The sequence below is a fragment of the Enterobacter asburiae genome, assembly GCF_024599655.1.
In the GTDB taxonomy this organism is placed as follows: domain Bacteria; phylum Pseudomonadota; class Gammaproteobacteria; order Enterobacterales; family Enterobacteriaceae; genus Enterobacter; species Enterobacter asburiae_D.
On sequence record NZ_CP102247.1, the window covers coordinates 2,852,073 to 2,878,943 of the forward strand.

The following is a 26,871-nucleotide window of genomic DNA, read 5'->3' on the forward strand; positions in this document are numbered from 1 at the left end:
TGCCCTCCTGTTTCGTTCCATTCTAACCACGACATGCCGCGCTGAATTTCAGTTAACTCTGATTATGACGAGGATTTGCCGGGAAAATCGCCCCGAGGACACTCGCTTCACGAGCACCGGTTACCGACGGCAAGTTGCCCGGCAGTCCGGCAATGGTGCGCCAGGCGAGCCAGGCGAAGGCCAGCGCCTCCATATCATCACCGCTGATGCCGGCCTCATCGGTCGTGGTCACCTCGGTACCCGGCAGTAGCCCCGCGAGGCGCGCCATCACCAGCGGGTTGCGGCTTCCTCCGCCGCACACCAGCAGGCGCTCACATCCGCCGCTGAGCAGCACCTGTTCGGAAATAGACACGGCTGTGAGTTCTGCAAGCGTCGCCTGGACATCCTGCGGCGCGAGCGCCGGGAATGGCGCCAGCTGACGCTCAAGCCAGCCCAGGTTGAAGTATTCACGCCCCGTGCTTTTAGGGGCAGGCAGGGCAAAATAAGGATCGCTTAGCATCGACTGCAGCAGCGGAAGAATCACTTTCCCACTGCTCGCCCACTCGGCGTTTTTATCATACGGTTGACCGCACTGACGCCAGATCCAGGCATCCATTAACATATTGCCCGGGCCGGTATCGTAGCCGCGGACGGGCTGCCCCGGAATGAGCATCGACAGGTTGGCAATCCCACCAATGTTGAGCACCATCCGCCGCTCTGTTGGGTGCGCCAGCAACGCCTGATGGAACGCGGGTACCAGCGGCGCGCCCTGCCCGCCAAGGGCGATATCGCGACGACGGAAATCGCCTACTACCGTCACGCCCGTCTTAGCCACAATTTGGTTGTTATCGCCGATTTGCAGGGTATGCGGGGCGTCCCCAATAGGCTCATGCCAGACCGTTTGTCCGTGACACCCGATAGCCACCACATCCTGCGGGCGAAGATGTTCTTTTTGCATCAAAGCCTGCACCGCATCCGCAAACAGCGCCCCCAGGCGGACATCAAGCTGTCCAAGCTGGGAAAGGGTTAGCTGCTGCCCCTGACAGATACTCAGAATATCCTCTTTCAGTGAAATGGGGATTGGCCAGGTCAGGCTCGCCTGCTGTGCCACCATGTTTTCGTCAATGGCGGCCAGAACGACATCTACCCCATCCAGACTGGTGCCTGACATCACACCAATGTAGCGACCCGATTTCATGCGCTTTCCTTACGTTGCGTGGGCTAAGGACATCCACTCAACCATAAACGGCGCAGCTTTGCCATCCGGCAATAATATTTTTTAACAATGTCAGACGGGCAACACAGGCGAACCCTGTTTATGTCTCGTTAAGCCAAATTCAAGTACAATTTTCCTATTGTTAGTGCAAAGATATGAACTATGGCCCCTTATGCCATATAATTTAGCCATAACGGATGCCCCACTCGGGCGTTTTTGGTGAACAGGAGATTCAAATGATTTTACGTGTACTGGGCGTTTCGCTGATTGGTTTAACTCTGGCTGGCTGTGTGAATGACAGTTCACTTTCTGGCGACGTTTACAGCGCTTCTGAAGCGAAACAGGTTCAGAACGTGACTTACGGTACCGTTGTTAACGCACGTCCTGTACAGATCCAGGGGGGTGATGAAAGCAACGTAATGGGTGCAATCGGCGGTGCCGTTCTGGGTGGTTTCCTCGGTAATACCGTCGGTGGCGGCACGGGTCGCTCGCTGGCAACAGCCGCAGGCGCCGTTGCGGGTGGCGTAGCCGGCCAGGGCGTTCAGGGTGCGATGAACAAAACCCAGGGCGTAGAGCTGGAAATCCGTAAAGACGACGGCAGCACTATCATGGTTGTACAGAAACAAGGCAACACCCGCTTCTCTGCAGGCCAGCGCGTTGTTCTGGCAAGCAACGGACGTCAGGTGACCGTTTCCCCACGTTAATTAAAAATGGATGTGGCCATCGGGCCACATCCATTTACAATATATATCACTCCCACAAATATATTTACAAAATATATTCACCACACCTATTATTTACCACGGCATATATTGTTTCTGCGCAAAGTATTTAGCGCGCTAATTGATTAAACTCATCGCAATCCTCTTACCTTCATTCATTATAAAGTCGTTAAAAACCTATATGATTGCGAATCGTCGTTCTCTAAAGAGTCGTTATATCGCGTTCTGCCTCGGTTGCATTGTTGTCATCGGGATATTACAAACGCTCTATTTAAAGGTCGTTGAATGGGTACCTTCCTTTTCACCGCTTTTATTCCCTACGCTCACCATTTTTCTGCTGGTGTTCCACCTGTTTATTGCCTGTTTCATGGTGATGAAATACTGGTGTGACAGAAAACGGCTGTATCTGGTGGCCTTTGCCTTCGCCTTTGCGGGCTCCGCATTGCTGATGGTCGGAACGCTCTCCAGCTTTCCCGCCTGGCTGGACCTCTACCAGTTCAACGTGGTGAACTACAACGATGCGATGATCTACTATATGTTCCGCCATCTCTTAATGGCGGTGCTTATCATCGTTGCGGCAATACTCTATACCACGCGCAATTATCCTCTTTCACGACTGGCGCATATCGCGATTGTAAGCGGCGAGTTTCTCTTTACGGCCTGTGCGGTGGGATTGGCCTGGATCTATTCCAGTCATTCAACATTCTTATCAATTGACCTGGTTGATAATGAAACGCGTCAGTTTATGGTTCTCTGGAGCCAGTTCATTAATATTTCATTAATTGCTTTGTGGGTGGTGACATTAGCAGCGCTGATGTTTATTACGCGCGTACGCAATTTATTTTGGGTAGGCGGTAATTTTTTGTGCGTCTGCTATATCGTCACGCTCTCAATGCTGTTGATGGGTGGACATGCCGAAGGTATCTCCTGGTATCGCGCCCGCTTATTTGAAACTGTCGCCACGCTGCTGATTATTTTTGTTCTGCTCTACGATGTCTTCAGGCTGTATCGCGACTCGCACGTAAAATACCAGCAGTCCTACCAGAACTCGATTCGCGACCCGCTCACGCGCCTGTACAACCGCAGTTATTTTTATGAATCATTAAAGCAGGCTCTGGATATCGCCAAACCCAGCCGCCCTGTTTCCGTCATCGTCAGCGATCTCGATCGCTTCAAGCGTATCAACGACACCTACGGGCATCTTCAGGGCGACAAAGTCCTGCAGTTTGTCGCCAATCTGCTGATGGATTCGGTGCGCCCGCAGGATATCGCGGCCCGTATCGGTGGTGAGGAGTTTGTTCTGATGCTGGCCAACACCCCATCAGACGCGGCGTACCAGGTGGCAGAACGCATACGGTTGAAGCTGAGCAGCTTTGATCACACCAGCAGCGGCGGTCAGCTACCGGAGCCGATCACCATCAGCATGGGGGTGTTTACGGCAACCTCCTCGTCGGTAAGCGCAGAGGAGTGCGTGGAAAGTGCCGACAAGGCAATGTATGAAGCGAAGGAGACAGGCCGTAACCGTGTGGTCGTCTTTAAGTAAAAAAAAGGCCTTGCTACTGCAAGGCCTTGTTGTTTGTCAGTCTCTCGACTGCAGCTCATGGATGTTTTGCTCCAGGCGCCCAATGAGGCTAATGAGCATTTCCAGCTCCGCCGGTGAAACACCTGACAGGATCTCACCGCGCGTTTTGGTAATCACGGCTTCCATTTCCGTAATGATAGGCGCCGCTTTCTCGGTGAGTTTAATCCGTTTCGCACGACGATCGCTGGCGCAGGTTTGCCGCGAGATCAACCCCTTCTCTTCCAGCTGGTCAAGCGTGCGCACCAGCGACGGTTGCTCAATTCCTATCGCTTTTGCCAGTTGAATTTGCGACTGATCGGGCGGCAGCTGATGGATGTTGTGCAGCGTGACCCAATGCGTCTGTGTGAGCTCCAGAGGTTTCAGGCGATGGTCAATCAGAGCACGCCAGACGCGTACCAACCTTGCCAGATCAGAACCTAATGGCGATTCCAATTTCATCTCCTTATAATTAGCTTGCTAAGTTATTATACTGATTTTAGAATAGTGTGCAGCATTTGTATTGCCAAAACAAATGCAATACTGCATTCATCGAACTTAAAAGTATGACTTACACTGAATTGTGATGCTTCATCATACTAAGACAAGCCAACGCGGCATTCTGTTCACTGCAAAGGATTTCTGCCCGTGACGTTTTTTCATCGCTCAGAGGGTTTACCCCTTCAGGACCTGATCTTCGGTGCGTCAGTCTACTTTCCTCCCCTGTTTAAGGCCGTTCTGGTGGGCTTTATTCTCTGGCTCATCGCGCATCGTCTGCTTCGCGACTGGATGTACTCCGGCGAAGTCTGGCATCCCATGCTGATGGATCTTTCCCTGTTTGCCCTCTCCGTAAGCCTGGGCCTTGTCGTTTTGACTGCGTGGTGAATATGTCCCTGAAAACGTTAAAATACTTTTCCACCCTGTTTGTCCTTGCCCTCGCGCTGGTTGCGGGCTGGTGGATGTGGAATTTTTATATGCAGTCGCCCTGGACGCGTGACGGCAAAGTTCGTGCTGAACAGGTCAGCATCACCCCTCAGGTGTCGGGAAGCATCACGACGCTGTTGGTCAAGGATAACCAGTTCGTCAAAAAGGGAGAGGTTTTATTCCGAATTGACGACACCCCGTACCACATTGCGATTCTGAACGCCCAGGCGCAGCTGGCGAAAGCCCAGTCGGATCTGGCAAAGGCAAACAACGAGGCCAACCGCCGCCGTCACCTGTCGCAAAACTACATCTCAGCGGAAGATTTAGACACCGCGAATATTAACGTTAAGGCTATGCAGGCGAGCGTCAACGTGGCGGAGGCGACCCTTAAGCAGGCGCAGTGGCAACTGACCCAAACCGTGATTACGGCACCGGTCGATGGATGGGTGACCAACCTCTCCGCCCGCGTGGGTAACTACGCCACTACCGGCCAGCCGGTTTTTGCCCTCGTCGACAGCCACTCCTTCTACGTCGTGGGCTATTTCGAAGAGACCAAGCTTCGCCATATTCGCGAGGGATCGCCCGCCGCGATAACGCTTTACAGCGGCTCGCAAAAGTTACAGGGTCACGTATCCAGCATTGGCCGGGCCATTTACGATCAAAGCGTTGAAACGGATTCAGGGCTGGTGCCGGACATTAAGCCGAACGTTCCCTGGGTGCGTCTGGCCCAGCGCGTGCCGGTTCGCGTAGAATTTGATCGTTTGCCGGAGGACATTACCCTGGTATCCGGCACCACCTGCACCGTCTCCATCGGAACCCGCTAATGAAGCTTCAGGGGCTCGCCTGGCACAACACGCCGTGGATGAAAGCGACGCGTCCCCAATGGCGCTACGCGCTGCGTAACGGCATTGCCATGTGCCTTGCGCTGACCGTCGCCTACTATCTGAACCTGGATGAACCCTACTGGGCGATGACGTCCGCAGCGGTGGTCAGTTTCCCAACGGTCGGCGGGGTGATCAGTAAAAGCCTTGGCCGTATCGCAGGCAGCCTGCTCGGCGCCACCGCGGCGTTAATTATCGCGGGCCATACGCTAAACGATCCGTGGCTGTTCCTGCTGAGCATGGCGGCATGGCTGGGATGCTGTACCTGGGCCTGCGCCCATTTTACCAATAACGTCGCCTACGCGTTCCAGCTGGCGGGCTATACCGCCGCCATTATCGCCTTTCCGGTGGTAAACGTGCTCGACACCACCGAGCTGTGGGATATCGCGCAGGCGCGCGTCTGCGAAGTGATTGTCGGGATCCTCAGCGGCGGCTTTATGATGATGATCCTTCCCAGCACGTCCGACGGCACCGCGCTCATCACCGCGCTGAGAACCATGCATACCCGACTGCTGGAGCACGCGAGCCTGCTGTGGCAACCGGATACCAGCGACGACATCCGCCTCGCGCATGAAAAGGTTATCGGACAGATCCTGACCATGAATCTGTTGCGTATTCAGGCGTTCTGGAGCCACTACCGCTTTCGCCGTCAGAACACCCTGCTTAACTATTTGCTGCACCAGCAGCTGCGCATGACCAGTGCCATCTCCAGCCTGCGCCGGATGCTGCTCAACTGGCCGACGCCGCCTGAAAACACCCGTGCCGTGATAGAAGCGCTACTCGCGGCCCTTGCGCGCCCAGATGCGGACATCTACACCGTGGCGCGGATTATCGCCCCGCTCGCCCCGGCTGATGAGAACGACTACCGCCATCGCGCCTTCTGGCAGCGCCTGAATTACTTTTGTCGGCTGTACCTGCGCAGCAGTCGCTGGATCGCGTCCGTCGAAAATGCCACCCCATTAACGGAGTTCAACGTCCCCGGCAGCCCGGCACTCGCACGCCATACCGACTACCTGGAAGCGCTGTGGAGCGGTTTTCGCACCTTCTGCGCGCTGATGCTGGTAGGAGCGTGGAGCATTACCACGCAATGGGAGTCCGGCACGGCGGCCCTGACGCTTGCCGCCATCAGCTGCGTGCTTTACTCCGTCGCGGCCTCGCCGTTCAACTCGCTTACGCTCCTGCTGCGCACGCTGGTGCTGCTGTCGCTGTTCAGCTTTGTGGTGAAGTTTGGCCTGATGGTGCAGATAAGCGATCTGTGGCAGTTCCTGCTGTTTCTGTTTCCCCTGTTAACCACCATGCAGCTTCTGAAGCTGCAAATGCCCAAACTGGCGGGTCTCTGGGGACAGCTGATTGTCTTTATGGGGTCGTTTATCTCCGTGACGAATCCCCCGGTTTACGATTACGCCGACTTTCTCAATGACAACCTGGCGAAGATCCTGGGCGTGGGGCTGGCGTGGCTGGCTTTCGCGGTGCTGCGTCCCGGCTCCGATGCCCGCAAGAGCCGCAGGCATATTCGGGAGTTACGCAGAGGGTTTGTCGACCAGCTCAGCCGTAAACCGCATCTGGGTGAAAACGAGTATGAATCGCTGGTGTATCACCACGTCAGCCAGCTGAATAACAGCCAGGACGCGCTGTCGCGGCGCTGGCTGCTGCGCTGGGGCGTGGTGCTGTTGAACTGCTCGCACGTGGTCTGGCAGCTTCGCGCGTGGGAAACGCGCTCCGATCCGCTGTCGCAGGTTCGTGATGTTTGCATCTCCCTGCTGCGCGATGTGATGAGCGAGCGCGGCGTCCAGCAGCGGCCGCTGGAAACCACGCTGAATGAACTGCAGCGGATCTGCGATACGCTGGCACGGCATCATCTGCCCGCAGCCCGTGATTTGGCCTCGATAATCTGGCGCCTGCACTGCTCGCTGTCGCAGCTGGAACAGGCCCCGCCGCCGGGTACGATTGGGGATCAGATCACGCCGCACGCATAGCGTGCCCCGCCGCCACCGAGCGGTTTAGGGCTATCGGACATGTTATCGCCACCGACATGAATCATCAGCGCTTTGCCTTTCACCTCATCCAGCTTTTTCAGTCGCGGTGCGACAACGGGATCGGTGGCTTTACCATCGTTATTCACCACCAGCACAGGCAGATCGCCTAAATGCCCCATGCCATCCGGGCCTTCATGCTTGCCGGAATGCTGCGGATCGAGGTGACCCCCGGCCGCTTCCGCCGCCGACGGTTTGCCCTCTTTTAAAGCGGGCTGGCAGCTGCCTTTGGCGTGAACATGGAAACCATGTTCACCGGGAGGGAGGGCTTTGAGGTTGGGGGCAAACTCCAGTCCTTTATCGGTTTCAGTGATTTTCACCGTTCCGATGGACTGACCCACACCCTGTGAGGTGACGAGATTCATTTCCACTTCGTCACTGGCTGCCTGCGCCCCTGCGCAAACAACCAGCGTGACCAGTGCCAGAGCAAAACGCTTCATAATGACCTCCGCGGGTTATTTTTTGCCCCTTAAGTGTATACCAGGGGCAAAGATTTCACCGGAAAGTCACCTTCATGCGGTTTATGGTACGTCGTAACCCAGCGCGGCCTTGCGGATGCGGAACCACTGCTGACGGGTCATCTGCAGCTCTTCAGCCGCCAGCGCAGAACGCACGCGCTCAATTTTGCCGGAACCGATAATCGGCAGCGGTTTTGACGGCAGGCGCAGGATCCACGCGTAAACCACCTGCTCGATGCTCTCGGCGTTCAGCTCGCGGGCGATGGTTTCAAGCTCGTTGCGCAGCGGCTGGAATTCATCATCATTAAACAGACGTCCGCCCCCCAGGCACGACCAGGCCATCGGGCGAATGCGCAGCTGCTGCAGCTGATCGAGGGTACCGTCCAGCAGCAGCGGCTGGTGTACCGGGGAGATCTCAACCTGGTTAGTGGCCAGGGTAAACGGCAGACGCGACTGAAGCAGCGCAAACTGTGCCGGGGTAAAGTTAGACACGCCGAAGTGACGCACTTTCCCACTCTGGTGCAGGTTCAGGAAGGCTTCCGCCACCTCATCGGCATCCATCAGCGGGTCGGGGCGGTGGATTAACAGCAGGTCAATACGGTCGGTCGCCAGATTGACCAGCGACTGCTCGGCGCTCTTGATGATGTGTGCGCTGTCGGTGATGTAATGACCGAGGGCGTGCTCAGGTTTTGCCGTGGTGGCAATCCCACACTTCGTGACGATCTCCATGCGATCGCGGAGTGCCGGAACCAGCTTGAGCGCCTCGCCGAACGCGGCCTCGCACTGGTAGCCACCGTAAATATCCGCATGATCGACCGTGGTGATGCCTAAATCGAGGTGCTCTTCAATAAAGCTCGCCAGCTGGAGGGGGGACATATTCCAGTCCATCAGGCGCCAGTAGCCCATAACAAAACGGGAGAATTCTGGCCCCTGGGGGGCAAGGGTAATTCGCTGAACCATAACATTTTCCTCAAGGACGTAATGTCATGAGTATACGCAATTACCGTGTTAAAAAAGTGAAGGTTGCTGCGGTTCTTCGGTCTCACCGGCTTTGTTTGCGCGTATTTTGCGCAGAAAACGCTGTCGGCAGAGGCGTAGCACCTCCTGCTTCTGCGTGTCGCTAAAGTTTTGCCAGTTAAAACGCTCATCACGGGTACGCATGCACCCGCGGCAATATCCGCGTTCATCGACCTGACAAATACCCCGGCACGGGCTCTGGATGGGGAAAAACTCCAGCTGCTCTGCCACACTCACCTCCCGATAGCCACTCTCACCTACAGTGAAGACGCTAAACGCGCCGCGTGCAAGGCCTATATCACAGATTTATGGCATTAAGGTTTCACTAATCTTCCCTCTCTATACTCGGCCCATCATGACAATGACAGGTTCACCGATCGATGTGGTTAATCAAAAAGTTACAATGTAACGACATTAAATTTACTCTGGGCTGTGCACTCTTCTTTACTCTGCTTAACGGGCTGTTTATCCAGCGCAGCTGGGCCATTATTGGCCCTGTGCATCTTCACGACTTCCTGTTTGCCGCCTCCGTCCCGCTGGTGCTGTTTTGCGGTTGGGTGATTGTTTTTAGCCTGCTGAATATCCCGTATCTCCGCAAGCCGCTGCTGATTGTGTTGACGATCGGATGCGCTGCAGCAACCTACTTTATGTACACCTATGGCGCGGTGATCGATCAGAACATGATTGTGAACGTGTTCGAAACCAACTCTCAGGAAGCGACCGCCCTGGTGACCCCGCAGATGATCCTGTGGATTGTCATTGCCGGCCTCGTGCCTTCCGCGGTGCTGGCGTTGACCCGTATTCGTACCGGGAAATGGTGGTATGCCCTGCTGACGCGGGTTGCCGCGATGCTCGGCGCCCTGCTGGTGATTATCCTGATTGCCGCGCTGTTTTATAAAGACTACGCGTCGCTGTTCCGCAATAACAAAAGCATCGTCAAAATGGTCACCCCGGCGAACTATGTCAGCGCCGTGGTGAAGTACAGCAAAATGCGCTGGTTTGCCGGCGATCAAACGCTGGTTCGCATTGGTGAAGATGCCCATAAAGGGCCACTGATTACCGGTCAACAAAAGAAAACCGTTCTGGTGCTTGTCGTCGGCGAAGCGTCTCGCGCGGCAAACTACTCCCTGAACGGTTACGGGCGCGAAACCAACCCGGAACTGAAAAAGCAGGATGTGATTAACTTCCCGCAGGCCTCCTCGTGTGGGACTGAAACCGCGGTCTCCGTTCCCTGTATGTTCTCCGGCATGACGCGCAGCAAATACGATGCCGACCTGGCTCACCATCGCGAAGGACTGCTCGACGTGCTCAAGCATGCGGGTATCAACCTGCTGTGGCGCGACAACGACGGCGGCTGTAAAGGTGCCTGCGATCGCATCCCTCATACCGACATGACGCAGTGGAATCTGGATCAGTTCTGCAAAGACAAATCCTGTATTGACGATGTCAATTTCTACCGTCTGGACAACGTGCTGGATGGCGTGAAGCAAGACACGGTGCTGGTTATCCACCTGATGGGGAGCCACGGTCCGGCATACTATCGCCGTTACCCGGACAACTTCCGTAAATTCACCCCAACCTGCGACACCAATGAAATTCAGGATTGCGATCATCAGGCGCTGATGAACACCTATGACAACACCATCCTCTATACCGACAGCATGGTCAGCAAAACCATTGATGCGCTGAAAGCGCGCCAGGGAAGCATGAACACCGCGCTGATTTATCTCTCAGATCACGGTGAATCGCTGGGTGAAAGCGGTATTTATCTGCACGGTACGCCGTACATGCTGGCACCGGAGCAGCAAACGCATATTCCGTTTATGTTCTGGCTGTCACCGGATTACGCGAAAAACTTTGGCGTAAACGAACAGTGTTTGCGTGACCATGCAGCAAAAAATGCGGTTTCTCAGGACAATTTGTTCTCGACCGTACTGGGTATGATGGACGTGAAATCAACGGTTTATCAACAGCAGCTGGATATCCTGAGCGCATGTCGCCAGTAAACGCGCTTGCATTAGACCGAACGGTCTATTAGAGTGCGGCCATGAGCAGAAATACTGAACACGATACCCGCGAACATTTACTGGCGACCGGCGAGCAGCTTTGCATGCATCGCGGGTTTACCGGTATGGGGTTGAGCGAGTTGTTAAAAACCGCTGAGGTACCGAAGGGGTCGTTTTACCACTACTTTCGGTCCAAAGAGGCCTTCGGCGTGGCGATGCTGGAGCGTCATTATGCTGGCTACCACCAGCGTCTGGCGACCCACTTTGCATCGGGTGAAGGCAACTACCGGGATCGTGTTCTGAACTACTATCAGGAAACGCTGAACCAGTTCTGTCAGCAGGGCATCATCAGCGGTTGCCTGACCGTTAAGCTGTCTGCAGAAGTGTGCGATCTTTCTGAAGATATGCGCACGGCGATGGATAAAGGTGCCCGCGGCGTTATCGCCCTGCTGGCCCAGGCGCTGGAGAAAGGCCGCGATGAAAAAACGCTGGCCTTTTCCGGCGAGCCGCTAACCCAGGCGCAGGTATTATATGCGCTCTGGCTAGGCGCTAACCTGCAGGCAAAAATTTCGCGCAGTGCCGTGCCGCTGGAAAGCGCGCTGGCACATGTGAAAATCAGTATTACTGCGCCTGGCGTATAGCAGGCGTTTTTATTTACCTTATTACTAGTCGACTGGTCTACTCAGGAGTCTTTATGTCAGCTGAAAAATTATTTACCCCCTTAAAAGTGGGTGCCGTCACTGCGCCAAACCGCGTGTTTATGGCTCCGCTTACCCGTCTGCGCAGCATTGAGCCGGGTGACATCCCAACCCCACTGATGGGTGAATACTATCGTCAGCGCGCAAGCTCTGGCCTGATCATCACCGAAGCCACGCAGATTTCTGCTCAGGCTAAGGGTTATGCGGGTGCGCCGGGTCTTCACAGCCCGGAACAGATCGCCGCATGGAAGAAAATCACCGCGGGCGTTCACGCTGAAGAGGGTCGCATTGCGGTCCAGCTGTGGCATACCGGTCGTATCTCTCACAGCAGCATTCAGCCTGGCGGCCAGGCACCGGTCTCCGCTTCGGCCCTGAGCGCAAATACCCGTACGTCCCTGCGTGATGAAAACGGCAATGCGATCCGCGTGGATACCTCTATGCCGCGCGCGCTTGAGCTGGACGAGATCCCGGGTATCGTGAACGACTTCCGCCAGGCCGTGGCCAACGCTCGTGAAGCCGGTTTTGACCTGATTGAGCTGCACTCCGCCCATGGCTATCTGCTGCACCAGTTCCTGTCACCGTCGTCTAACCATCGCACCGACCAGTACGGCGGCAGCGTTGAAAACCGCGCTCGCCTGGTGCTGGAAGTGGTTGACGCTGTATGCCAGGAGTGGAGCCCGGACCGTATCGGGATCCGCGTCTCCCCAATCGGTTCTTTCCAGAACGTCGACAACGGTCCGAACGAAGAAGCTGATGCTCTGTACCTGATCGAAGAGCTGGCTAAACGTGGCATCGCCTATCTGCACATGTCCGAGCCGGACTGGGCTGGCGGTAAGCCTTACACGGACGCATTCCGTCAGAAAGTGCGCGAGCGTTTCCACGGGGTGATCATCGGCGCGGGGGCTTATACCCCAGAGAAAGCCGAAGACCTGATCGGCAAAGGGCTGATTGATGCCGTCGCGTTTGGCCGCGACTACATCGCCAACCCGGATCTGGTTGCCCGCCTGCAGAAAAAAGCGGCCCTGAACCCGCAGCGCCCTGAAAGCTTCTACGGCGGCGGCGCGGAAGGCTACACCGACTACCCTTCTCTGTAATCTCGCCGTTGTTCATTGATAGCGGCGATACTTCGCCGCTATACTAAAACATCGTTTCTGTTCAAAAAGACAGTCTATTTCATTGGTTAATGAGGAAATTATGCGCCTACTTCACACCATGCTGCGCGTTGGCGATCTGCAACGTTCCATTGATTTCTACACTAACGTACTGGGCATGAAGCTGCTGCGCACCAGCGAAAACCCGGAATACAAATACTCGCTGGCGTTCGTGGGTTACGGCCCGGAAACGGATGAAGCGGTGATCGAGCTGACCTACAACTGGGGCGTAGACAGCTATGAGCTGGGCACTGCCTACGGCCACATCGCGCTGGAAGTGGACAACGCGGCCGAAGCGTGTGAGCGCATTCGCAGCAACGGCGGTAACGTTACGCGCGAAGCGGGCCCGGTAAAAGGCGGCACCACCGTGATTGCGTTCGTGGAAGATCCGGACGGTTACAAAATCGAGCTGATTGAAGCCAAAGACGCGGGTCGCGGTCTGGGCAACTGATCCCTCAGGGCGCAACATGCGCCCGTTGTTTTACTGCATCACCCTGCAAAATTTGCCATAATGCGCTCTGCTTTTTCCCCTTGTAAGAGACCCTGATGTCCGATAACGCTCAATATAGCGGTCTGTGCGACCGTTTTCGTGGTTTTTATCCCGTTGTCATTGATGTTGAAACAGCCGGATTTAACGCTAAAACCGATGCGCTGCTCGAAATTGCCGCCATCACGCTGAAGATGGATGAACAGGGCTGGCTTATCCCGGACACCACGCTGCATTTCCACGTTGAACCTTTCGAAGGGGCAAACTTACAGCCGGAAGCGCTGGCGTTTAACGGTATCGATCCGCATAACCCGCTGCGTGGTGCAGTGAGTGAATATGATGCGCTGCACGCCATTTTTAAAATGGTGCGTAAAGGCATGAAAGAGAGTAACTGCAGCCGCGCCATCATGGTGGCCCATAACGCCACCTTCGATCACAGCTTTACCATGGCCGCCGCCGAGCGCGCCGCGCTTAAACGCAACCCCTTCCATCCTTTTGTGACCTTCGACACCGCCGCCCTGAGCGGCCTGGCCCTGGGACAAACGGTGTTATCAAAGGCCTGCATCACGGCAGGAATTGAGTTTGACGGCACGCAGGCACATTCCGCTTTATACGATACGGAGCGCACCGCAGAGCTGTTCTGTGAGATCGTCAACCGCTGGAAGCGTCTGGGCGGCTGGCCGCTGCCGATGGGTGATGAGGCCGAGCGCCAATCGTAGGTCGGGTAAGCGCAGCGCCACCCGACAAAAAAAAAAGCGACCACATAGCGGGTCGCTTTTTTATTTCAGCAGAAAATTACTCTGCGTCCGGCTCTTCAGTTTTGTACTTCGCTGCCGTCTCTTTGATCAGCTGCTGCAGTTCGCCGCGCTGATACATTTCAATCAGGATATCGCAGCCGCCTACCAGTTCACCGTCAACCCACAGCTGTGGGAAAGTCGGCCAGTTAGCGTACTTTGGCAGCTCAGCGCGGATGTCCGGGTTCTGCAGGATATCAACGTAAGCAAAACGCTCACCACAGGCTGACAGTGCCTGAACCGCTTGTGCGGAGAAGCCGCAGCTTGGCAGCTTCGGAGAACCTTTCATATACAGCAGAATCGGGTTTTCAGCGATCTGGCGCTGGATTTTTTCAATAGTGGTGCTCATGTCTTGCTTCCTTTAACATCTGTTACGGCATTCGTCTGACATTGTAGCGGGTCAGACTGGCATCGGAAAATAACATTTTTGTCACGTTTATACATTCTACCCCGAGTCACGAAAAGTTGCATTGCAAATGGTGTTTACCCCTGCGGCGGTCAGGGTTTTGCTTAGGGAGTGGGCAATTGTGCGACAGAACGATGAATTTTTTTGCACTTGCTAACGAAACACGCTTGTAGATTGAAAAATGCTATTAACTTTCTGGGTTTTTATAGATTAGAATCGACGGGCTTTGTAAATCACACGCGGGTATTATTGATAACCTGCATTTATCAGGGGACTGCCCAGTGGCGCGGATAAATAAAATCTCGATCACGCTCTGTGCTTTACTGTTTACTTCACTCACTTTCACGCCAGTGGCAAACGCCTCTCAGCAGGCGCGGCATTCTGCTGTACAAAAAAACCATCTGGTGAAAGCCACAGAACGTAAGAAAAAAACCACCGCTAAGAACGACAAGAAAAAAATACCGGCTCAAACGAAACAGACCGCTTCCAGCAAGACGAAAACAAAACCTACCCGCACTGCCCACTCCGCCAAAAATAAAGCTTCGCAAACCGCCGCTAACCTCGTTACTGAAAAATGCATCACGCGTAAAGGCCACAAGGCGAAATGCACGAAGGTCACGAAAATAGCGGAAGTGCATAAAGTGCGAGTACAGAAAGCGCAAAAAACCGCGATGAACAAACTGATGGGGCAGATTGGCAAACCCTATCACTGGGGTGGCAGCTCGCCGCGTACCGGTTTTGACTGCAGCGGCCTCGTCTATTACGCCTATAAAGATCTGGTCAAATTCCGCATTCCTCGTACCGCCAATGAGATGTACCACCTTCGCGATGCCTCTCCGGTTGACCGCGGTGAGCTGGAAAACGGCGATCTGGTGTTCTTCCGCACCCAGGGTCGCGGCACGGCTGACCACGTCGGCGTCTATGTCGGCAACGGGAAATTCATCCAGTCACCGCGTAGCGGCCAGGATATTCAGATCACCTCTCTCAGTGAAGACTACTGGGTACGCCACTACGTCGGCGCGCGTCGCGTGATGACGCCAAAAACCATTCGCTAACCCCTGCCCTGCCACATTCGTGGCGGGGTAAGTTCCTCTTTTGCATAACCTTTCAATTTGCTATCCTGTCCCTGTTGTCTGTGTGGTTATTGGCAACGCAAAATACAATAAGGAGAGAAGCAATGTCGTTCGAATTACCTGCACTACCGTATGCAAAAGACGCCCTGGCACCGCACATTTCGGCGGAAACCCTGGAATATCATTACGGCAAGCATCACCAGACGTACGTCACCAACCTGAACAATCTGATCAAGGGCACCGATTTTGAAGGCAAAACGCTGGAAGAGATCGTTCGCAGCTCAGAGGGTGGCGTATTTAACAACGCCGCTCAGGTGTGGAACCACACCTTCTACTGGCACTGCCTGGCGCCGAATGCCGGCGGTGAACCTGCCGGTGAACTGGCTACCGCTATCACTGCCGCATTTGGCAGCTTCGCGGATTTCAAAGCGAAATTTACCGATGCAGCCATCAAGAACTTCGGTTCTGGCTGGACGTGGCTGGTTAAAGAGGCGGATGGCAAACTGGCTATCGTTTCCACCTCTAACGCGGGCACCCCGCTGACCACCAGCGCTAAGCCGCTGATGACCGTAGACGTTTGGGAACACGCTTACTACATTGATTACCGCAACGCGCGCCCGAACTACCTGGAGCACTTCTGGGCACTGGTTAACTGGGACTTTGTCGCGAAGAACTTCGCCGCGTAAGAGACACGCAGAAGGGTTCGCCCTTCTGCGTTTTTGGTTTATTCCGCAGCGCAGGCTGCTTCAGGCTGTTTACGACCCGACATCATCACCAGCAGCAGGCCGAGCGCGGCAATAATCGCCCCCATCACCGGCACAAAGCTGTATCCCAGTCCCCCTGAAATCACGGCCCCACCGGCCGCCGCACCGAGCGCATTGCCCAGGTTGAAGGCACCGATGTTGACCGAAGATGAGAGGCCCGGCGCTTCATGCGCGACGCGCATCACGCGCATCTGCAGCGGCGGCACCACGGCAAAGGTGGCAGCACCCCAGACGACCATCGCGATCGCGACCCCAAACTCATTACGCGCCAGCCACGGAATGGCGATCATGATGACAATCAGCAGGGTTAAGAAGCCCTTCAGCGTCCCGCTCACGGAACGGTCGGCAAATTTCCCGCCGAGATAGTTACCGATCGAGAAGCCCACGCCAATCAGCACCAGCATCGCGGTCACAAAGAGTGGCGTTGCGTGGGTGATGTCATGCAATACCGGTGAAATATAGGTGTAGAGGGTAAACATCGCCCCTGCCCCCAGCACGGTGGTGAGCAGCGCGGAGAGCACCTGCGGACGCATCAGCACCGACAGTTCTCTACGCACGTCAGGACGTTCCCCCGCGCTGCCTTTCGGCAAGGAGAAGAACAACGCCACCATCGCAACCACGCCCAGCCCGGCAGTCGCCAGGAAGGACATACGCCAGCCGATCGCTTCCCCCAGCCAGGTTGCCGCAGGCACCCCGCCGATGTTGGCAATCGTTAGCCCCATAAACATGGTTGCCACGGCGCTCGCCTGCTTATGTTTTGGCACCACGCTGGCAGCCACGACCGACCCCAGCCCAAAGAACGCGCCGTGGTTAAGGCTGGTCAGAATGCGTGACAGCATCAATGTGGTGTAGTCCGGCGCAATCGCCGAAAGCACGTTGCCCAGGGTGAAGATCGCCATCAGGAAAATCAGCGCATTGCGGCGCGCGCGGTGCGAAAGCAGAAGCGTCATCAGCGGCGCCCCTACCATCACGCCGATAGCGTAGGCGCTGATTAACATGCCTGCCGCAGGGATCGAGACGTCTACGCCCCGGGCAATAACGGGCAGTAACCCCATCGGGGAGAATTCAGTGGTGCCAATCCCAAAAGCGCCAATCGCCAGGGCCAGCAGGGGAAAATTGATTTTCATGCGTCAACTCCGGATGCCGTGTCATGTGGTGACACAGAACAAAGAAGCGGAAAGCATGACATCAATCACAAAAAATGAGAAGTTAACAAAATGGCAAAAGATTTTTGCCAGAGAAGTAACAATCCGGGGAGTCGGGAGGGAGAAGGCTCTCCCTCCGCGTAAATCAGTGCAGCGCTGCCGTCAGACCGGCCGCGACAATCAGAGCCAGCACAACAACGGTGGTGAACAGCGAAAACTTAAGATCGGAACTCATCAATTTTTCTCCTTTTAATCCCCACACGAAAAGTGAGCTTGCTCATTTTTGCACAGATTACGTCAAAAATCTTCCTGGATTTATACTGATAACCACTTTACCTCTTCCCCTTTTCATCAAGATAGGACAAAATTCCACGCTAAATTTATTAGCGTACCGGCCATTGACCCCCTCCTGACGTCCCGTGTCGTTTTCCCGGCGTGCCGCAATTCAACATTGCGAGATAAGGGTGAGAGAAGGCAAACGTTTACCTTCATGTTTTTCAGGAGTTTAGGATATGGTCTGGAGTGACATTTAATGGCAACAATTAAAGACGTAGCAAAACGCGCAAACGTTTCCACTACAACCGTATCACATGTAATTAACAAAACCCGCTTCGTGGCGGAAGAGACGCGCAATGCCGTCTGGGCAGCGATCAAAGAGCTGCACTATTCGCCAAGCGCGGTTGCGCGTAGCCTCAAGGTTAATCACACCAAGTCCATTGGATTGCTGGCGACCAGCAGTGAAGCGGCCTATTTTGCCGAGATCATTGAAGCGGTTGAAAAAAACTGCTTCCAGAAAGGCTATACCCTCATTCTGGGCAACGCATGGAACAGCATTGAAAAACAGCGCGCCTACCTGTCGATGATGGCGCAAAAGCGCGTTGATGGCCTGCTGGTGATGTGTTCCGAGTACCCGGAATCCGTGCTGTCGATGCTCGAAGAGTATCGCCACATTCCGATGGTGGTGATGGACTGGGGCGAAGCGCGCGCGGATTTCACCGATTCCGTTATCGATAACGCCTTTGAAGGCGGCTATATGGCCGGTCGTTATCTGATCGAACGCGGCCACCGCGAGATTGGCGTGATCCCCGGTCCGCTGGAGCGCAACACCGGCGCGGGCCGTCTGGCCGGTTTTATGAAAGCGATGGAAGAAGCGCTGATCAACGTGCCGGAAAACTGGATTGTGCAGGGTGACTTTGAGCCGGAGTCGGGCTACCGCGCGATGCAGCAAATCGTCTCCCAGCCGCACCGTCCGACCGCCGTTTTCTGCGGGGGCGACATCATGGCGATGGGTGCGCTCTGCGCTGCCGACGAGCTGGGCCTGCGCGTCCCGCAGGATATTTCTGTGATCGGGTATGACAACGTGCGTAACGCGCGTTTCTTCACGCCAGCGCTGACCACCATTCACCAGCCGAAAGATTCGCTGGGCGAAACGGCCTTCAATATGCTGATGGACAGGATCGTCAACAAGCGTGAAGAGTCGCAGTCCATTGAAGTTCACCCGCGTCTTATCGAACGCCGTTCCGTTGCGGACGGTCCGTTCCGCGACTACCGTCGTTAATCGCTTTACGGGGCCAGCTACGCTGGCTCCCGTAACCATTCCCGGTTTAGCGTTTCGCTGTCTCCCAGATAATCCAGCAGCCAGGCCATCGCAGGCGAGACATCATTTTGCTGCCAGGTGAGGCAGCAGGCCGCATCCGGGAACGGATTCTCCAGCGTCAGCTCAACCCACTCCCCGGTATCGATGCGCGGACGCGCGAAATGAACGGGCACCATTGCGACGCACAGTCCGGCACTGAGACACGTCGCCGACGATTCCCAGTCGGGGGCCACTACCCGCCGCTGGTTGTCCAGAAGCCAGGTGATACGCTTGGGCAATGAACGGGACGTATCCTCCAGCACCAGCGACGGCCAGTTGCGCAGCGTATCATCGCTCAGCGGCCCTTCCATCGCCGCCAGCGGATGATCGCTTGCCACCACGCACTTCCAGCTCAGCATCCCCATATCGCGAAAAGCGTAACGCCCCCCGACCGGGATCGCCTGCGTGGCCCCGATCGCCATCTCTGCCCTGCCGTCCGCCAGCGCATCCCAGACGCCGTTGAACACCTCCTGCGAAACCCGCAGTTCGACATCCGAAAAATGACGATAGAAGTCGACGATCATCTGCCGGGTGCGTTCCGGCTTAACGATGTTGTCCACCGCGATGGAAAGATGCCCCCGCCAGCCGTTAGCGATCTGCTGACACTGTTCGCGGGTGATCTGCATTTTTTTGATAACAGAACGCCCTTCCTTCAAAAACCACGCGCCTGCGGGCGTTAATTCCACATCACGATGCCGCCGTTCAAACAGCGGAACAGCCAGCCACTCCTCCAGCTGACGCACCGTGTAGCTGATTGCCGAAGGGACGCGGTGCAGCTCCTGCGCCGCACTGCTAAAGCTACCGTTACGCGCAACAGCATCGACCACTTCAAGAGAATAATCTGACCACATTTTCTGCCTGCAAAAAATTTGAATGCACCCGCCAAATATTAGCGTTTCACAAGCGGCTTTGCACTCCCTACACTCAGCGCCAATGTATACCTGCCTCCTCAGGAGAATAAAATAATGCAACCCAGGAACGGTTTTTTAGTCTGGCTCGGCGGCTTAAGCGTGCTGGGCTTTTTGGCCACCGATATGTACCTGCCGGCGTTTGCCGCCATGCAGGAAGATTTGCAAACCCCGGCTGCCGCCATCAGCGCCAGCCTGAGTTTATTCCTCGCCGGTTTTGCTTTCGCACAGCTTCTCTGGGGACCGCTCTCGGATCGCTTCGGTCGTAAACCGGTACTGCTGCTGGGCCTGGCCATTTTTGCCGTGGGCTGCCTGGGGATGTTATGGGTACGCGATGCCACCTGGCTGCTGGTGCTGCGTTTTATTCAGGCCGTGGGCGTCTGTGCCGCGGCCGTGACCTGGCAGGCGCTGGTCACCGACTATTACCCGGCTAACCGCACTAACCGTATTTTCGCCACCATTATGCCGCTGGTGGGTCTCTCACCTGCCCTCGCTCCCCTGCTGGGCAGCTGGATCCTCGCGCATTTCGACTGGCAGGCCATCTTCGCCACGCTGTTTGCCATTACCCTGGTACTGATGCTGCCGGCGTTCGCCCTCAAGCCCGCGCATAAAAAAGAAGCGCATGCTGACGCGAAGCCGATTACCTTCACGTCCCTGCTCAGCACCAAAGCGTATCGCGGCAATGTCCTGATCTATGCCGCCTGCTCGGCAAGCTTCTTCGCGTGGCTCACCGGTTCGCCGTTCATTCTGCACGATATGGGCTACAGCCCGGCAGCCATCGGCCTGAGCTATGTTCCGCAGACTATCGCGTTCCTGGTGGGCGGGTACGGCTGCCGCGCGGCGCTTCAGAAGTGGGAAGGTCAGCAGATGCTGCCGTGGCTGCTGGTGCTGTATGCGCTGAGCGTCATCGGGACCTGGGCCGTTGGCTTTATTCCGGGTGCCGGTCTGGCTGAAATTTTGATCCCATTCTGCGTGATGGCCGTTGCGAACGGGGCGATTTACCCGATTGTCGTAGCCCAGGCGCTGCGTCCGTTCCCGCAGGCGACGGGCCGCGCCGCCGCGCTGCAGAACACCCTGCAGCTGGGGCTGTGCTTCCTGGCAAGCCTGGTGGTCTCGGCGCTGATTGCCACGCCGCTCCTGACCACCACCAGCGTAATGCTGGTCACCGTTGCGCTGGCGGTGATGGGCTATCGCCTGCAGGCAGCCGCGCAGCGCGAGCAGGACAACCGCACTCAGGTTGAAACGTCGCATGCATAATCGCGCCGGAAATCATGTTAATTTTCAGTGATTAGGTTGCTAAGAATTTTCTATTGAATCACCAAATTTTGAGGCCTATACTAAATTTGGTTCGATTAAATACGATAAATATTAAGTGTTAACGGGAGCCGGAGCGCTCCCGTTTTACCATGGAAGGCATTTCGGCAAGGGTTATCTCCCTTCCTCTGTTCTACGTCGGATATTAGCCTCGCGGTATTTACCGTGAGATTTCTCACAAACCAAAAAAAGCGTCTACGCTGTTTTAAGGTTCTGATCACAGTAGGGTGATGGAGAAGCTATGAGTTCATCGTGTATAGAAGAAGTCAGCGTTCCGGACGATAACTGGTCCCGGATCGTCAGTGAACTGTTAGGTCGAGCAGGCATCACTATCAATGGGTCATCGCCGTCCGATCCTCAGGTTAAACATCCCGACTTTTTTAAACGCGTGTTGCGAGAGGGATCGTTAGGCCTGGGAGAAAGCTATATGGACGGCTGGTGGGAGTGCGAACGTCTGGATACCTTTTTCGCCAGCGTGCTGCGTGCCGGTCTTGAAAATCAACTCCCTCGCAATCTGAAAGACACCCTGCGTGTCGCCTCTGCCCGACTGTTCAATCTGCAAAGTAAAAAACGCGCGTGGATCGTTGGCAAAGAACACTACGATCTTGGCAATGACCTGTTCAGCCGTATGCTGGACCCTTTCATGCAGTACTCCTGCGCCTACTGGAAAGACGCGTCGACGCTTGAAGAGGCTCAGCAGGCCAAGCTGCGTCTGATTAGCGAGAAGCTGCAGCTTCAGCCTGGTATGCGCGTGCTGGATATCGGCTGCGGCTGGGGCGGGCTGGCGTATTTTATGGCGAAGCACTATGGCGTCAGCGTCGTCGGCGTGACGATTTCAGCGGAACAGCAAAAAATGGCGCGAGAGCGCTGCCAGGGTCTCGATGTCGATATCCGGCTGCAGGACTACCGTGACCTGAACGAACAGTTTGACCGAATCGTTTCCGTCGGCATGTTCGAGCACGTCGGGCCGAAAAACTACGATACCTATTTTGAGGTGGTGGATCGTAATCTGAAACCGGACGGCATCTTCCTGCTGCACACCATTGGCTCTAAGCGGACCGACAATAACGTTGACCCGTGGATCAACAAGTACATCTTTCCGAATGGCTGTTTACCGTCCGTTCGCCAGATTGCCAACGCCAGTGAACCCCATTTCGTGATGGAAGACTGGCATAACTTTGGCGCGGATTACGACACCACGTTGATGGCATGGCACGCGCGTTTTCAGGAGACCTGGCCTGAGATTGCGGACAACTATTCTGAACGATTCAAGCGGATGTTTAGCTATTATCTGAATGCCTGCGCGGGGGCGTTTCGCGCACGGGATATTCAGCTCTGGCAGGTGGTATTCAGCCGTGGGATTGAACACGGACTCCGTGTCGCACGCTGAAAAATAACCCCGGTAGCCCGGGGTTATTTTTTATTCTTCTTCTGCGGCGGTCTTTATTATTGCCGCTTCTTTTGCTGCCAGCACGCGCTCAACCGTATCCACCACCGCCTGGGTTTGCGGATCGATTTCAATATTCACGCGGTGTCCCAGTTTTTTCGCACCCAGCGTGGTGCGCTGCAGCGTTTCAGGAATTAAATGTACGCAAAAACGCGTGGGCGTTACTTCACCCACCGTCAGGCTAATCCCATCGATGCCAATAAATCCTTTATAGAGGATGTATTTCATTAATGAAGGATCCTGCATTTTAAACCAGATTTGACGGTTATTTTCCGAGGTCACAATTTTCGCCACTTCAGCGGTGGTCATGATGTGCCCGGACATCAGGTGGCCGCCAATCTCATCGCTGAACTTCGCCGCACGCTCAACGTTGACGGTATCTCCCACCGCCAGCTCGCCCAGGTTGGTGATGCGCAGCGTCTCTTTCATTAAATCAAAGCTAATCTGATTGCCGTTAATTTCGGTAACGGTCAGGCAGCAGCCGTTATGGGCGATCGACGCGCCGGTTTCAATGCCCTCAAGCATATATTCCGGCAGCTCAACAACATGAGTACGGAAATTAGGTTTTTCATCAATGGACACCACTTTGGCGGTGCCCTGCACAATACCAGTAAACATGCTTACAACTCCTGTTTTTTCCGGACGGTGGTGACACCGTTTAATCCCACCACAATAACAGTTGGAAAAACAGGTTGCCAGCGGAGCGCATTTTCTGGCGATTTTTTCACTAGATAAATAGCTAAAGCCCGCTACAATAGCTGGCACCCCCCTGCATTTTCTTCTTGCTGCCCGTTTCGGCGGCTTTTTTAGTCTCTCAAATAACTACAAAATAAAGGTGTTCACGTGCAGAAGTACATGAATGAAGCGCGCCAGTTATTGGCACTGGCTATACCAGTGATCGTCGCGCAAGTGGCCCAGACCGCAATGGGATTTGTGGATACGGTAATGGCAGGTGGCTACAGCGCCACCGATATGGCGGCCGTTGCTATCGGCACGTCAATCTGGCTTCCGGCCATCCTGTTCGGCCACGGTCTGCTGCTCGCGCTCACGCCTGTTATCGCTCAGCTCAATGGCTCGGGTCGTCGCGAGCGCATTGCCCACCAGGTTCGTCAGGGTTTCTGGCTGGCAGGGTTTGTCTCCGTGCTGATCATGGTTGTGCTCTGGAACGCGGGCCATATCATTCGCGCTATGCATAACATTGACCCGGCACTGGCTGATAAAGCCGTGGGCTATCTGCGCGCCCTGCTCTGGGGTGCGCCCGGCTACCTCTTTTTCCAGGTGGCGCGTAACCAGTGTGAGGGCCTGGCGAAAACCAAGCCCGGGATGGTGATGGGCTTTATCGGCCTGCTGGTCAATATTCCAGTGAACTATATCTTTATTTACGGTCACTTCGGGATGCCGGAGCTGGGCGGCGTCGGCTGCGGCGTGGCGACGGCAGCCGTTTACTGGGTGATGTTTTTCGCGATGATCACCTATGTAAAACACGCCCGTTCCATGCGCGATATTCGCAACGAGAACAGATTTAGCACGCCGGACTGGAGCATCATGACGCGTCTGGTGCAGTTAGGGTTGCCAATTGCCCTCGCCCTGTTCTTTGAGGTGACCCTGTTTGCCGTGGTCGCTCTGCTGGTCTCCCCGCTGGGCATTGTGAACGTGGCCGGGCACCAGATTGCGCTGAACTTCAGCTCCCTGATGTTCGTCCTGCCGATGTCCCTGGCGGCGGCGGTGACGATCCGCGTGGGCTTCCGCCTGGGCCAGGGCTCAACGCTGGATGCGCAAACGGCCGCCCGGACCGGGCTGGGCGTCGGCGTCTGCATGGCTGTCTGTACGGCGCTCTTTACCGTGGCACTGCGGGAGCAGATCGCCCTGCTCTACAACGACAATCCGGAAGTGGTGACGCTGGCCTCGCACCTGATGCTGCTGGCCGCGATTTACCAGATCTCTGACTCCATCCAGGTGATTGGCAGCGGCGTGCTGCGCGGATATAAAGACACGCGCTCCATCTTCTTTATCACCTTCATTGCCTACTGGGTGCTGGGACTGCCGGCTGGCTATATCCTGGCGCTTACCGATCTGGTGGTGGATCGCATGGGTCCGGCAGGGTTCTGGATGGGCTTTATCATCGGCCTGACGTCGGCGGCGATTATGATGATGATGCGAATGCGCTTCCTGCAACGCCAGCCATCAACGATCATTTTGCAGCGCGCTGCACGTTAACGACGCAGTAGCCGCCGCCCGGCGGCTACTTTCTCTTCACTTTGCGCGGTAATGAAGCAATCGCGTGAAATCAGAGAGAAAAATGCATTTTCCCTCTTGCCACCTCGGTGCTGTGCCGCTAATATTCGTCCCCGTTGTCACCGACAACACGTTGCGTTCATAGCTCAGTTGGTTAGAGCACCACCTTGACATGGTGGGGGTCGTTGGTTCGAGTCCAATTGAACGCACCATTCTGCGTCCGTAGCTCAGTTGGTTAGAGCACCACCTTGACATGGTGGGGGTCGGTGGTTCGAGTCCACTCGGACGCACCATTTCAGTCCTGAAATGGTGCAAATCCTCTTCTGATATCCTGAATTTTCCTAATCCCTTATTTTCATCATTATTCTCCTGCTACGCTTTTCCTATGGAAAAAAAACAGGAAGACCGTCGATGAAGAAAATCGCGATTATCGGCTCCGGCCCCACAGGGATTTATACTTTTTATCATCTCCTTAAAAACAGCACGCCGCTCTCAGTTTCCATCTTTGAACAATCCGAAGACGCTGGCGTGGGTATGCCCTATAACGACGACGATAACTCTCGTCTGATGCTGGCGAACATTGCGAGCATTGAAATCCCGCCCATTTTTATGACTTACCTCGACTGGCTTAAGGGCCAGAGTGACGCCCATCTTGCACGCTTTAAGGTGGATAAAGCCCGCCTGCATGACCGGCAGTTCCTGCCCCGACTCCTGCTGGGTGAGTATTTCCGCGACAGCTTTCTTTCCATCGTAAAAGAGGCAAAAAGGCTGGGATTCAACGTTGATGTCCATGAATCTGCGAAGGTGACTGACATCATTACCGCGACAACCGGCGTTACGCTTTCCGTAAACGGCAGCGTCTTGCCCGATCAATTCGACCTTGCGGTTATCGCCACCGGCCACGTCTGGCCAGAAGAGGATGAAGCCACGCGCACGTTCTTCCCAAGCCCTTGGTCCGGTCTGATGGACGCCCGTATTCCTCCCTGCCGCGTCGGTATTATGGGGACATCGTTAAGCGGTCTCGACGCGGCCATGGCGGTAGTGATGCAGCACGGTGCGTTTCGCGACGATAAATTCGTGCTGGATAAAGGCAGCGAAGCATTAAACATTGTCCTGATGTCCAGGACGGGCATCCTGCCGGAAGCCGATTTTTACTGCCCTATCCCCTACGAACCGTTGTCGGTATTGACCGAACGCGCGGCTGAAAGCGAGATTGCCAAAGGGTCGTATGGCCTGCTCGACCGCATCTTTACCCTGATGGTCAAAGAGCTTCAGCTCGCTGACCCGACGTGGTGCGAGAAAATATCGCTGCATAAGCAGAATGCGGACAGCATCCGTGAGGCCTGGTTTGAGGATCGTAAACTGCACGGTCCGTTTACCTGGGCGGAGGAGAATCTCAACGAAGTTGAGCGGAACAAACGCGAACGGCGCACCGTGGCCTGGCGCTATACCGTCCTTCGGCTGCATGAGGTGGTTCAGGAGATTGTCCCCCACCTCGACGAAGAGGACAGAGAGCGCTTTAAGCAAGGCCTGGCCCGGGTATTTATCGACAACTATGCGGCCATTCCCCCGCAGTCGATCCGAAGGCTGCTCGCGCTTCGCGAAGCCGACATCATTAGCGTGGCTGCGCTCGGTGACGATTACGAGCTGGATGTTGGCAGCGATCGAACGGTGATAACCACAAAAGAGACCGTTTACCGCTTCGACGTTTTTATTGATGCGCGCGGGCAAAAGCCGCTCAAAACGAAAGATCTGCCCTTCCCGACGCTGCGCAAACAGCTGGAAGCCACGGGCGAAGAGATACCCGACGTCGGCGAGGATTACACCTTAAAAGCGCCTGACACCGTTCGCGGGCGCATCGCCTTCGGCGCGATACCGTGGCTGATGCACGATCGTCCCTTCGTTCAGGGGCTGGCGGAGTGTGCAGAGATTGCACAAGCAATGGCGAAGGCGGCGGAAAAACCCGCGACCGGATCGCGGCGCAGATTACCGTATCTTGAGAACTGACAGGGCGTCCAT

27 protein-coding genes and 2 tRNA genes are annotated in these 26,871 nt (G+C 55.5%); 19 read left to right on the top strand and 10 right to left on the bottom strand.

Annotated features, from left to right (window positions below; all coding sequences use genetic code 11):
* Positions 1–52: 52 nt before the first annotated feature.
* Positions 53–1,177, bottom strand: a complete 1,125-nt coding sequence (anmK, locus tag NQ230_RS13500) for an anhydro-N-acetylmuramic acid kinase (protein ID WP_257257989.1) — start codon at positions 1,175–1,177, stop codon at positions 53–55.
* Between the two features lie 254 nt (positions 1,178–1,431).
* On the opposite strand from anmK, the gene slyB reads away from it, so the two are divergent.
* Together slyB and NQ230_RS13510 are read left to right on the top strand one after the other, a co-directional pair.
* Complete coding sequence (gene slyB, locus NQ230_RS13505; protein WP_063142969.1) at positions 1,432–1,899, top strand: outer membrane lipoprotein SlyB; 468 nt, start codon at positions 1,432–1,434, stop codon at positions 1,897–1,899.
* Positions 1,900–2,098: 199 nt separating this feature from the next.
* Positions 2,099–3,460 (top strand): sensor domain-containing diguanylate cyclase, encoded by a 1,362-nt coding sequence (locus NQ230_RS13510; RefSeq protein WP_121423494.1) that lies wholly within the window; start codon positions 2,099–2,101, stop codon positions 3,458–3,460.
* Positions 3,461–3,496: 36 nt separating this feature from the next.
* Here NQ230_RS13510 and slyA read toward each other — a convergent pair whose 3' ends face one another.
* Positions 3,497–3,937, bottom strand: a complete 441-nt coding sequence (gene slyA, locus NQ230_RS13515) for a transcriptional regulator SlyA (RefSeq protein ID WP_024909359.1) — start codon at positions 3,935–3,937, stop codon at positions 3,497–3,499.
* A gap of 186 nt (positions 3,938–4,123) precedes the next feature.
* Between slyA and NQ230_RS13520 the strand changes: the two genes are divergently transcribed.
* Genes NQ230_RS13520 through NQ230_RS13530 form a run of 3 tightly spaced genes read left to right on the top strand, consistent with a single transcriptional unit; the run spans position 4,124 to position 7,256 of the window.
* A complete protein-coding gene (locus NQ230_RS13520) occupies positions 4,124–4,360 on the top strand; it encodes a DUF1656 domain-containing protein (protein ID WP_121423493.1) in 237 nt (78 codons plus the stop codon).
* Positions 4,361–4,362: 2 nt separating this feature from the next.
* Positions 4,363–5,223, top strand: a complete 861-nt coding sequence (locus NQ230_RS13525) for an efflux RND transporter periplasmic adaptor subunit (protein ID WP_257257990.1) — start codon at positions 4,363–4,365, stop codon at positions 5,221–5,223.
* Positions 5,223–7,256, top strand: coding sequence for an FUSC family protein (locus NQ230_RS13530; RefSeq protein WP_257257991.1), 2,034 nt, complete (start codon positions 5,223–5,225; stop codon positions 7,254–7,256). The genes NQ230_RS13525 and NQ230_RS13530 overlap by 1 nt, the downstream gene beginning before the upstream one ends.
* Here the strand turns inward: NQ230_RS13530 and sodC are convergent.
* The 3 genes from sodC to NQ230_RS13545 form a co-directional block, all read right to left on the bottom strand.
* Positions 7,235–7,753 carry a superoxide dismutase [Cu-Zn] SodC gene (gene sodC / locus NQ230_RS13535; RefSeq protein ID WP_121423491.1) on the bottom strand — a complete coding sequence of 173 codons (519 nt, stop codon included), beginning with the start codon at positions 7,751–7,753 and terminating at the stop codon, positions 7,235–7,237. The genes NQ230_RS13530 and sodC overlap by 22 nt on opposite strands.
* Positions 7,754–7,834: 81 nt before the next feature.
* A complete protein-coding gene (locus NQ230_RS13540) occupies positions 7,835–8,731 on the bottom strand; it encodes an aldo/keto reductase (RefSeq protein ID WP_032638255.1) in 897 nt (298 codons plus the stop codon).
* A gap of 48 nt (positions 8,732–8,779) precedes the next feature.
* Positions 8,780–9,019 (bottom strand): DUF1289 domain-containing protein, encoded by a 240-nt coding sequence (locus tag NQ230_RS13545; RefSeq protein WP_023335439.1) that lies wholly within the window; start codon positions 9,017–9,019, stop codon positions 8,780–8,782.
* A 149-nt stretch (positions 9,020–9,168) separates the two neighbouring features.
* Here NQ230_RS13545 and eptA point away from each other — a divergent pair, with 149 nt between their 5' ends.
* The 5 genes from eptA (at position 9,169) to rnt (ending at position 13,849) form a co-directional block, all read left to right on the top strand.
* Complete coding sequence (eptA, locus tag NQ230_RS13550) at positions 9,169–10,794, top strand: phosphoethanolamine transferase EptA (protein WP_257257992.1); 1,626 nt, start codon at positions 9,169–9,171, stop codon at positions 10,792–10,794.
* 41 nt (positions 10,795–10,835) lie between these two features.
* Entirely contained in the window at positions 10,836–11,435 is a 600-nt protein-coding gene (locus NQ230_RS13555) for a TetR/AcrR family transcriptional regulator (protein ID WP_257257993.1), read from the top strand.
* A gap of 53 nt (positions 11,436–11,488) precedes the next feature.
* Entirely contained in the window at positions 11,489–12,586 is a 1,098-nt protein-coding gene (locus tag NQ230_RS13560; protein WP_045353833.1) for an alkene reductase, read from the top strand.
* A gap of 100 nt (positions 12,587–12,686) precedes the next feature.
* Positions 12,687–13,094: a lactoylglutathione lyase gene (gene gloA / locus NQ230_RS13565; RefSeq protein WP_013096923.1), complete on the top strand. Its 408-nt coding sequence runs from the start codon at positions 12,687–12,689 to the stop codon at positions 13,092–13,094.
* Between the two features lie 95 nt (positions 13,095–13,189).
* A complete protein-coding gene (rnt, locus tag NQ230_RS13570) occupies positions 13,190–13,849 on the top strand; it encodes a ribonuclease T (protein WP_257257994.1) in 660 nt (219 codons plus the stop codon).
* Between the two features lie 76 nt (positions 13,850–13,925).
* On the opposite strand, the gene grxD is transcribed toward rnt, so the two are convergent.
* On the bottom strand, positions 13,926–14,273 hold the full coding sequence (gene grxD, locus NQ230_RS13575; protein WP_003832760.1) for a monothiol glutaredoxin 4: 348 nt from the start codon (positions 14,271–14,273) through the stop codon (positions 13,926–13,928).
* 338 nt (positions 14,274–14,611) lie between these two features.
* On the opposite strand from grxD, the gene NQ230_RS13580 reads away from it, so the two are divergent.
* Both NQ230_RS13580 and sodB read left to right on the top strand, forming a co-directional pair.
* Entirely contained in the window at positions 14,612–15,385 is a 774-nt protein-coding gene (locus tag NQ230_RS13580; RefSeq protein ID WP_257257995.1) for a C40 family peptidase, read from the top strand.
* 122 nt (positions 15,386–15,507) lie between these two features.
* The gene (gene sodB / locus NQ230_RS13585; protein ID WP_193939868.1) at positions 15,508–16,089 is read left to right on the top strand and encodes a superoxide dismutase [Fe]; all 582 of its coding nucleotides are present in this window, start codon (positions 15,508–15,510) and stop codon (positions 16,087–16,089) included.
* Positions 16,090–16,127: 38 nt separating this feature from the next.
* On the opposite strand, the gene NQ230_RS13590 is transcribed toward sodB, so the two are convergent.
* The gene (locus NQ230_RS13590; RefSeq protein ID WP_257257996.1) at positions 16,128–17,294 is read right to left on the bottom strand and encodes an MFS transporter; all 1,167 of its coding nucleotides are present in this window, start codon (positions 17,292–17,294) and stop codon (positions 16,128–16,130) included.
* 163 nt (positions 17,295–17,457) lie between these two features.
* Positions 17,458–17,547 (bottom strand): cytochrome bd-I oxidase subunit CydH, encoded by a 90-nt coding sequence (cydH, locus tag NQ230_RS13595; protein WP_008500596.1) that lies wholly within the window; start codon positions 17,545–17,547, stop codon positions 17,458–17,460.
* Positions 17,548–17,844: 297 nt separating this feature from the next.
* On the opposite strand from cydH, the gene purR reads away from it, so the two are divergent.
* Positions 17,845–18,870, top strand: coding sequence for an HTH-type transcriptional repressor PurR (gene purR, locus NQ230_RS13600; protein ID WP_023335431.1), 1,026 nt, complete (start codon positions 17,845–17,847; stop codon positions 18,868–18,870).
* A gap of 17 nt (positions 18,871–18,887) precedes the next feature.
* Here purR and punR read toward each other — a convergent pair whose 3' ends face one another.
* Positions 18,888–19,799: a DNA-binding transcriptional activator PunR gene (gene punR / locus NQ230_RS13605; RefSeq protein WP_257257997.1), complete on the bottom strand. Its 912-nt coding sequence runs from the start codon at positions 19,797–19,799 to the stop codon at positions 18,888–18,890.
* Between the two features lie 114 nt (positions 19,800–19,913).
* Between punR and punC the strand changes: the two genes are divergently transcribed.
* Together punC and cfa are read left to right on the top strand one after the other, a co-directional pair.
* Positions 19,914–21,113 (top strand): purine nucleoside transporter PunC, encoded by a 1,200-nt coding sequence (punC, locus tag NQ230_RS13610; protein WP_257257998.1) that lies wholly within the window; start codon positions 19,914–19,916, stop codon positions 21,111–21,113.
* A 298-nt stretch (positions 21,114–21,411) separates the two neighbouring features.
* Complete coding sequence (gene cfa, locus NQ230_RS13615) at positions 21,412–22,560, top strand: cyclopropane fatty acyl phospholipid synthase (protein ID WP_148243094.1); 1,149 nt, start codon at positions 21,412–21,414, stop codon at positions 22,558–22,560.
* A 30-nt stretch (positions 22,561–22,590) separates the two neighbouring features.
* Here cfa and NQ230_RS13620 read toward each other — a convergent pair whose 3' ends face one another.
* Entirely contained in the window at positions 22,591–23,235 is a 645-nt protein-coding gene (locus NQ230_RS13620) for a riboflavin synthase (RefSeq protein WP_023311347.1), read from the bottom strand.
* Positions 23,236–23,460: 225 nt separating this feature from the next.
* Between NQ230_RS13620 and mdtK the strand changes: the two genes are divergently transcribed.
* From mdtK to NQ230_RS13640, 4 genes are all read left to right on the top strand, one after another.
* Complete coding sequence (mdtK, locus tag NQ230_RS13625; RefSeq protein ID WP_121423481.1) at positions 23,461–24,834, top strand: MdtK family multidrug efflux MATE transporter; 1,374 nt, start codon at positions 23,461–23,463, stop codon at positions 24,832–24,834.
* Positions 24,835–24,987: 153 nt separating this feature from the next.
* A tRNA-Val gene (locus tag NQ230_RS13630) sits at positions 24,988–25,064 on the top strand.
* Positions 25,065–25,068: 4 nt separating this feature from the next.
* Positions 25,069–25,145: transfer RNA gene (locus tag NQ230_RS13635), tRNA-Val, on the top strand.
* A gap of 118 nt (positions 25,146–25,263) precedes the next feature.
* Positions 25,264–26,859 carry an FAD-NAD(P)-binding protein gene (locus tag NQ230_RS13640; RefSeq protein WP_257257999.1) on the top strand — a complete coding sequence of 532 codons (1,596 nt, stop codon included), beginning with the start codon at positions 25,264–25,266 and terminating at the stop codon, positions 26,857–26,859.
* Positions 26,860–26,871: the final 12 nt, after the last annotated feature.

Coding starts and splice junctions, on each gene's coding strand:
- anmK (WP_257257989.1), bottom strand. CDS start 1,177: ATGAAATCGGGTCGCTACATTGGTGTGATGTCAGGCACCAGTCTGGAT.
- slyB (WP_063142969.1), top strand. CDS start 1,432: ATGATTTTACGTGTACTGGGCGTTTCGCTGATTGGTTTAACTCTGGCT.
- NQ230_RS13510 (WP_121423494.1), top strand. CDS start 2,099: ATGATTGCGAATCGTCGTTCTCTAAAGAGTCGTTATATCGCGTTCTGC.
- slyA (WP_024909359.1), bottom strand. CDS start 3,937: ATGAAATTGGAATCGCCATTAGGTTCTGATCTGGCAAGGTTGGTACGC.
- NQ230_RS13525 (WP_257257990.1), top strand. CDS start 4,363: ATGTCCCTGAAAACGTTAAAATACTTTTCCACCCTGTTTGTCCTTGCC.
- NQ230_RS13530 (WP_257257991.1), top strand. CDS start 5,223: ATGAAGCTTCAGGGGCTCGCCTGGCACAACACGCCGTGGATGAAAGCG.
- sodC (WP_121423491.1), bottom strand. CDS start 7,753: ATGAAGCGTTTTGCTCTGGCACTGGTCACGCTGGTTGTTTGCGCAGGG.
- NQ230_RS13540 (WP_032638255.1), bottom strand. CDS start 8,731: ATGGTTCAGCGAATTACCCTTGCCCCCCAGGGGCCAGAATTCTCCCGT.
- eptA (WP_257257992.1), top strand. CDS start 9,169: ATGTGGTTAATCAAAAAGTTACAATGTAACGACATTAAATTTACTCTG.
- NQ230_RS13555 (WP_257257993.1), top strand. CDS start 10,836: ATGAGCAGAAATACTGAACACGATACCCGCGAACATTTACTGGCGACC.
- NQ230_RS13560 (WP_045353833.1), top strand. CDS start 11,489: ATGTCAGCTGAAAAATTATTTACCCCCTTAAAAGTGGGTGCCGTCACT.
- gloA (WP_013096923.1), top strand. CDS start 12,687: ATGCGCCTACTTCACACCATGCTGCGCGTTGGCGATCTGCAACGTTCC.
- rnt (WP_257257994.1), top strand. CDS start 13,190: ATGTCCGATAACGCTCAATATAGCGGTCTGTGCGACCGTTTTCGTGGT.
- grxD (WP_003832760.1), bottom strand. CDS start 14,273: ATGAGCACCACTATTGAAAAAATCCAGCGCCAGATCGCTGAAAACCCG.
- sodB (WP_193939868.1), top strand. CDS start 15,508: ATGTCGTTCGAATTACCTGCACTACCGTATGCAAAAGACGCCCTGGCA.
- NQ230_RS13590 (WP_257257996.1), bottom strand. CDS start 17,294: ATGAAAATCAATTTTCCCCTGCTGGCCCTGGCGATTGGCGCTTTTGGG.
- cydH (WP_008500596.1), bottom strand. CDS start 17,547: ATGAGTTCCGATCTTAAGTTTTCGCTGTTCACCACCGTTGTTGTGCTG.
- purR (WP_023335431.1), top strand. CDS start 17,845: ATGGCAACAATTAAAGACGTAGCAAAACGCGCAAACGTTTCCACTACA.
- punR (WP_257257997.1), bottom strand. CDS start 19,799: ATGTGGTCAGATTATTCTCTTGAAGTGGTCGATGCTGTTGCGCGTAAC.
- punC (WP_257257998.1), top strand. CDS start 19,914: ATGCAACCCAGGAACGGTTTTTTAGTCTGGCTCGGCGGCTTAAGCGTG.
- cfa (WP_148243094.1), top strand. CDS start 21,412: ATGAGTTCATCGTGTATAGAAGAAGTCAGCGTTCCGGACGATAACTGG.
- NQ230_RS13620 (WP_023311347.1), bottom strand. CDS start 23,235: ATGTTTACTGGTATTGTGCAGGGCACCGCCAAAGTGGTGTCCATTGAT.
- NQ230_RS13640 (WP_257257999.1), top strand. CDS start 25,264: ATGAAGAAAATCGCGATTATCGGCTCCGGCCCCACAGGGATTTATACT.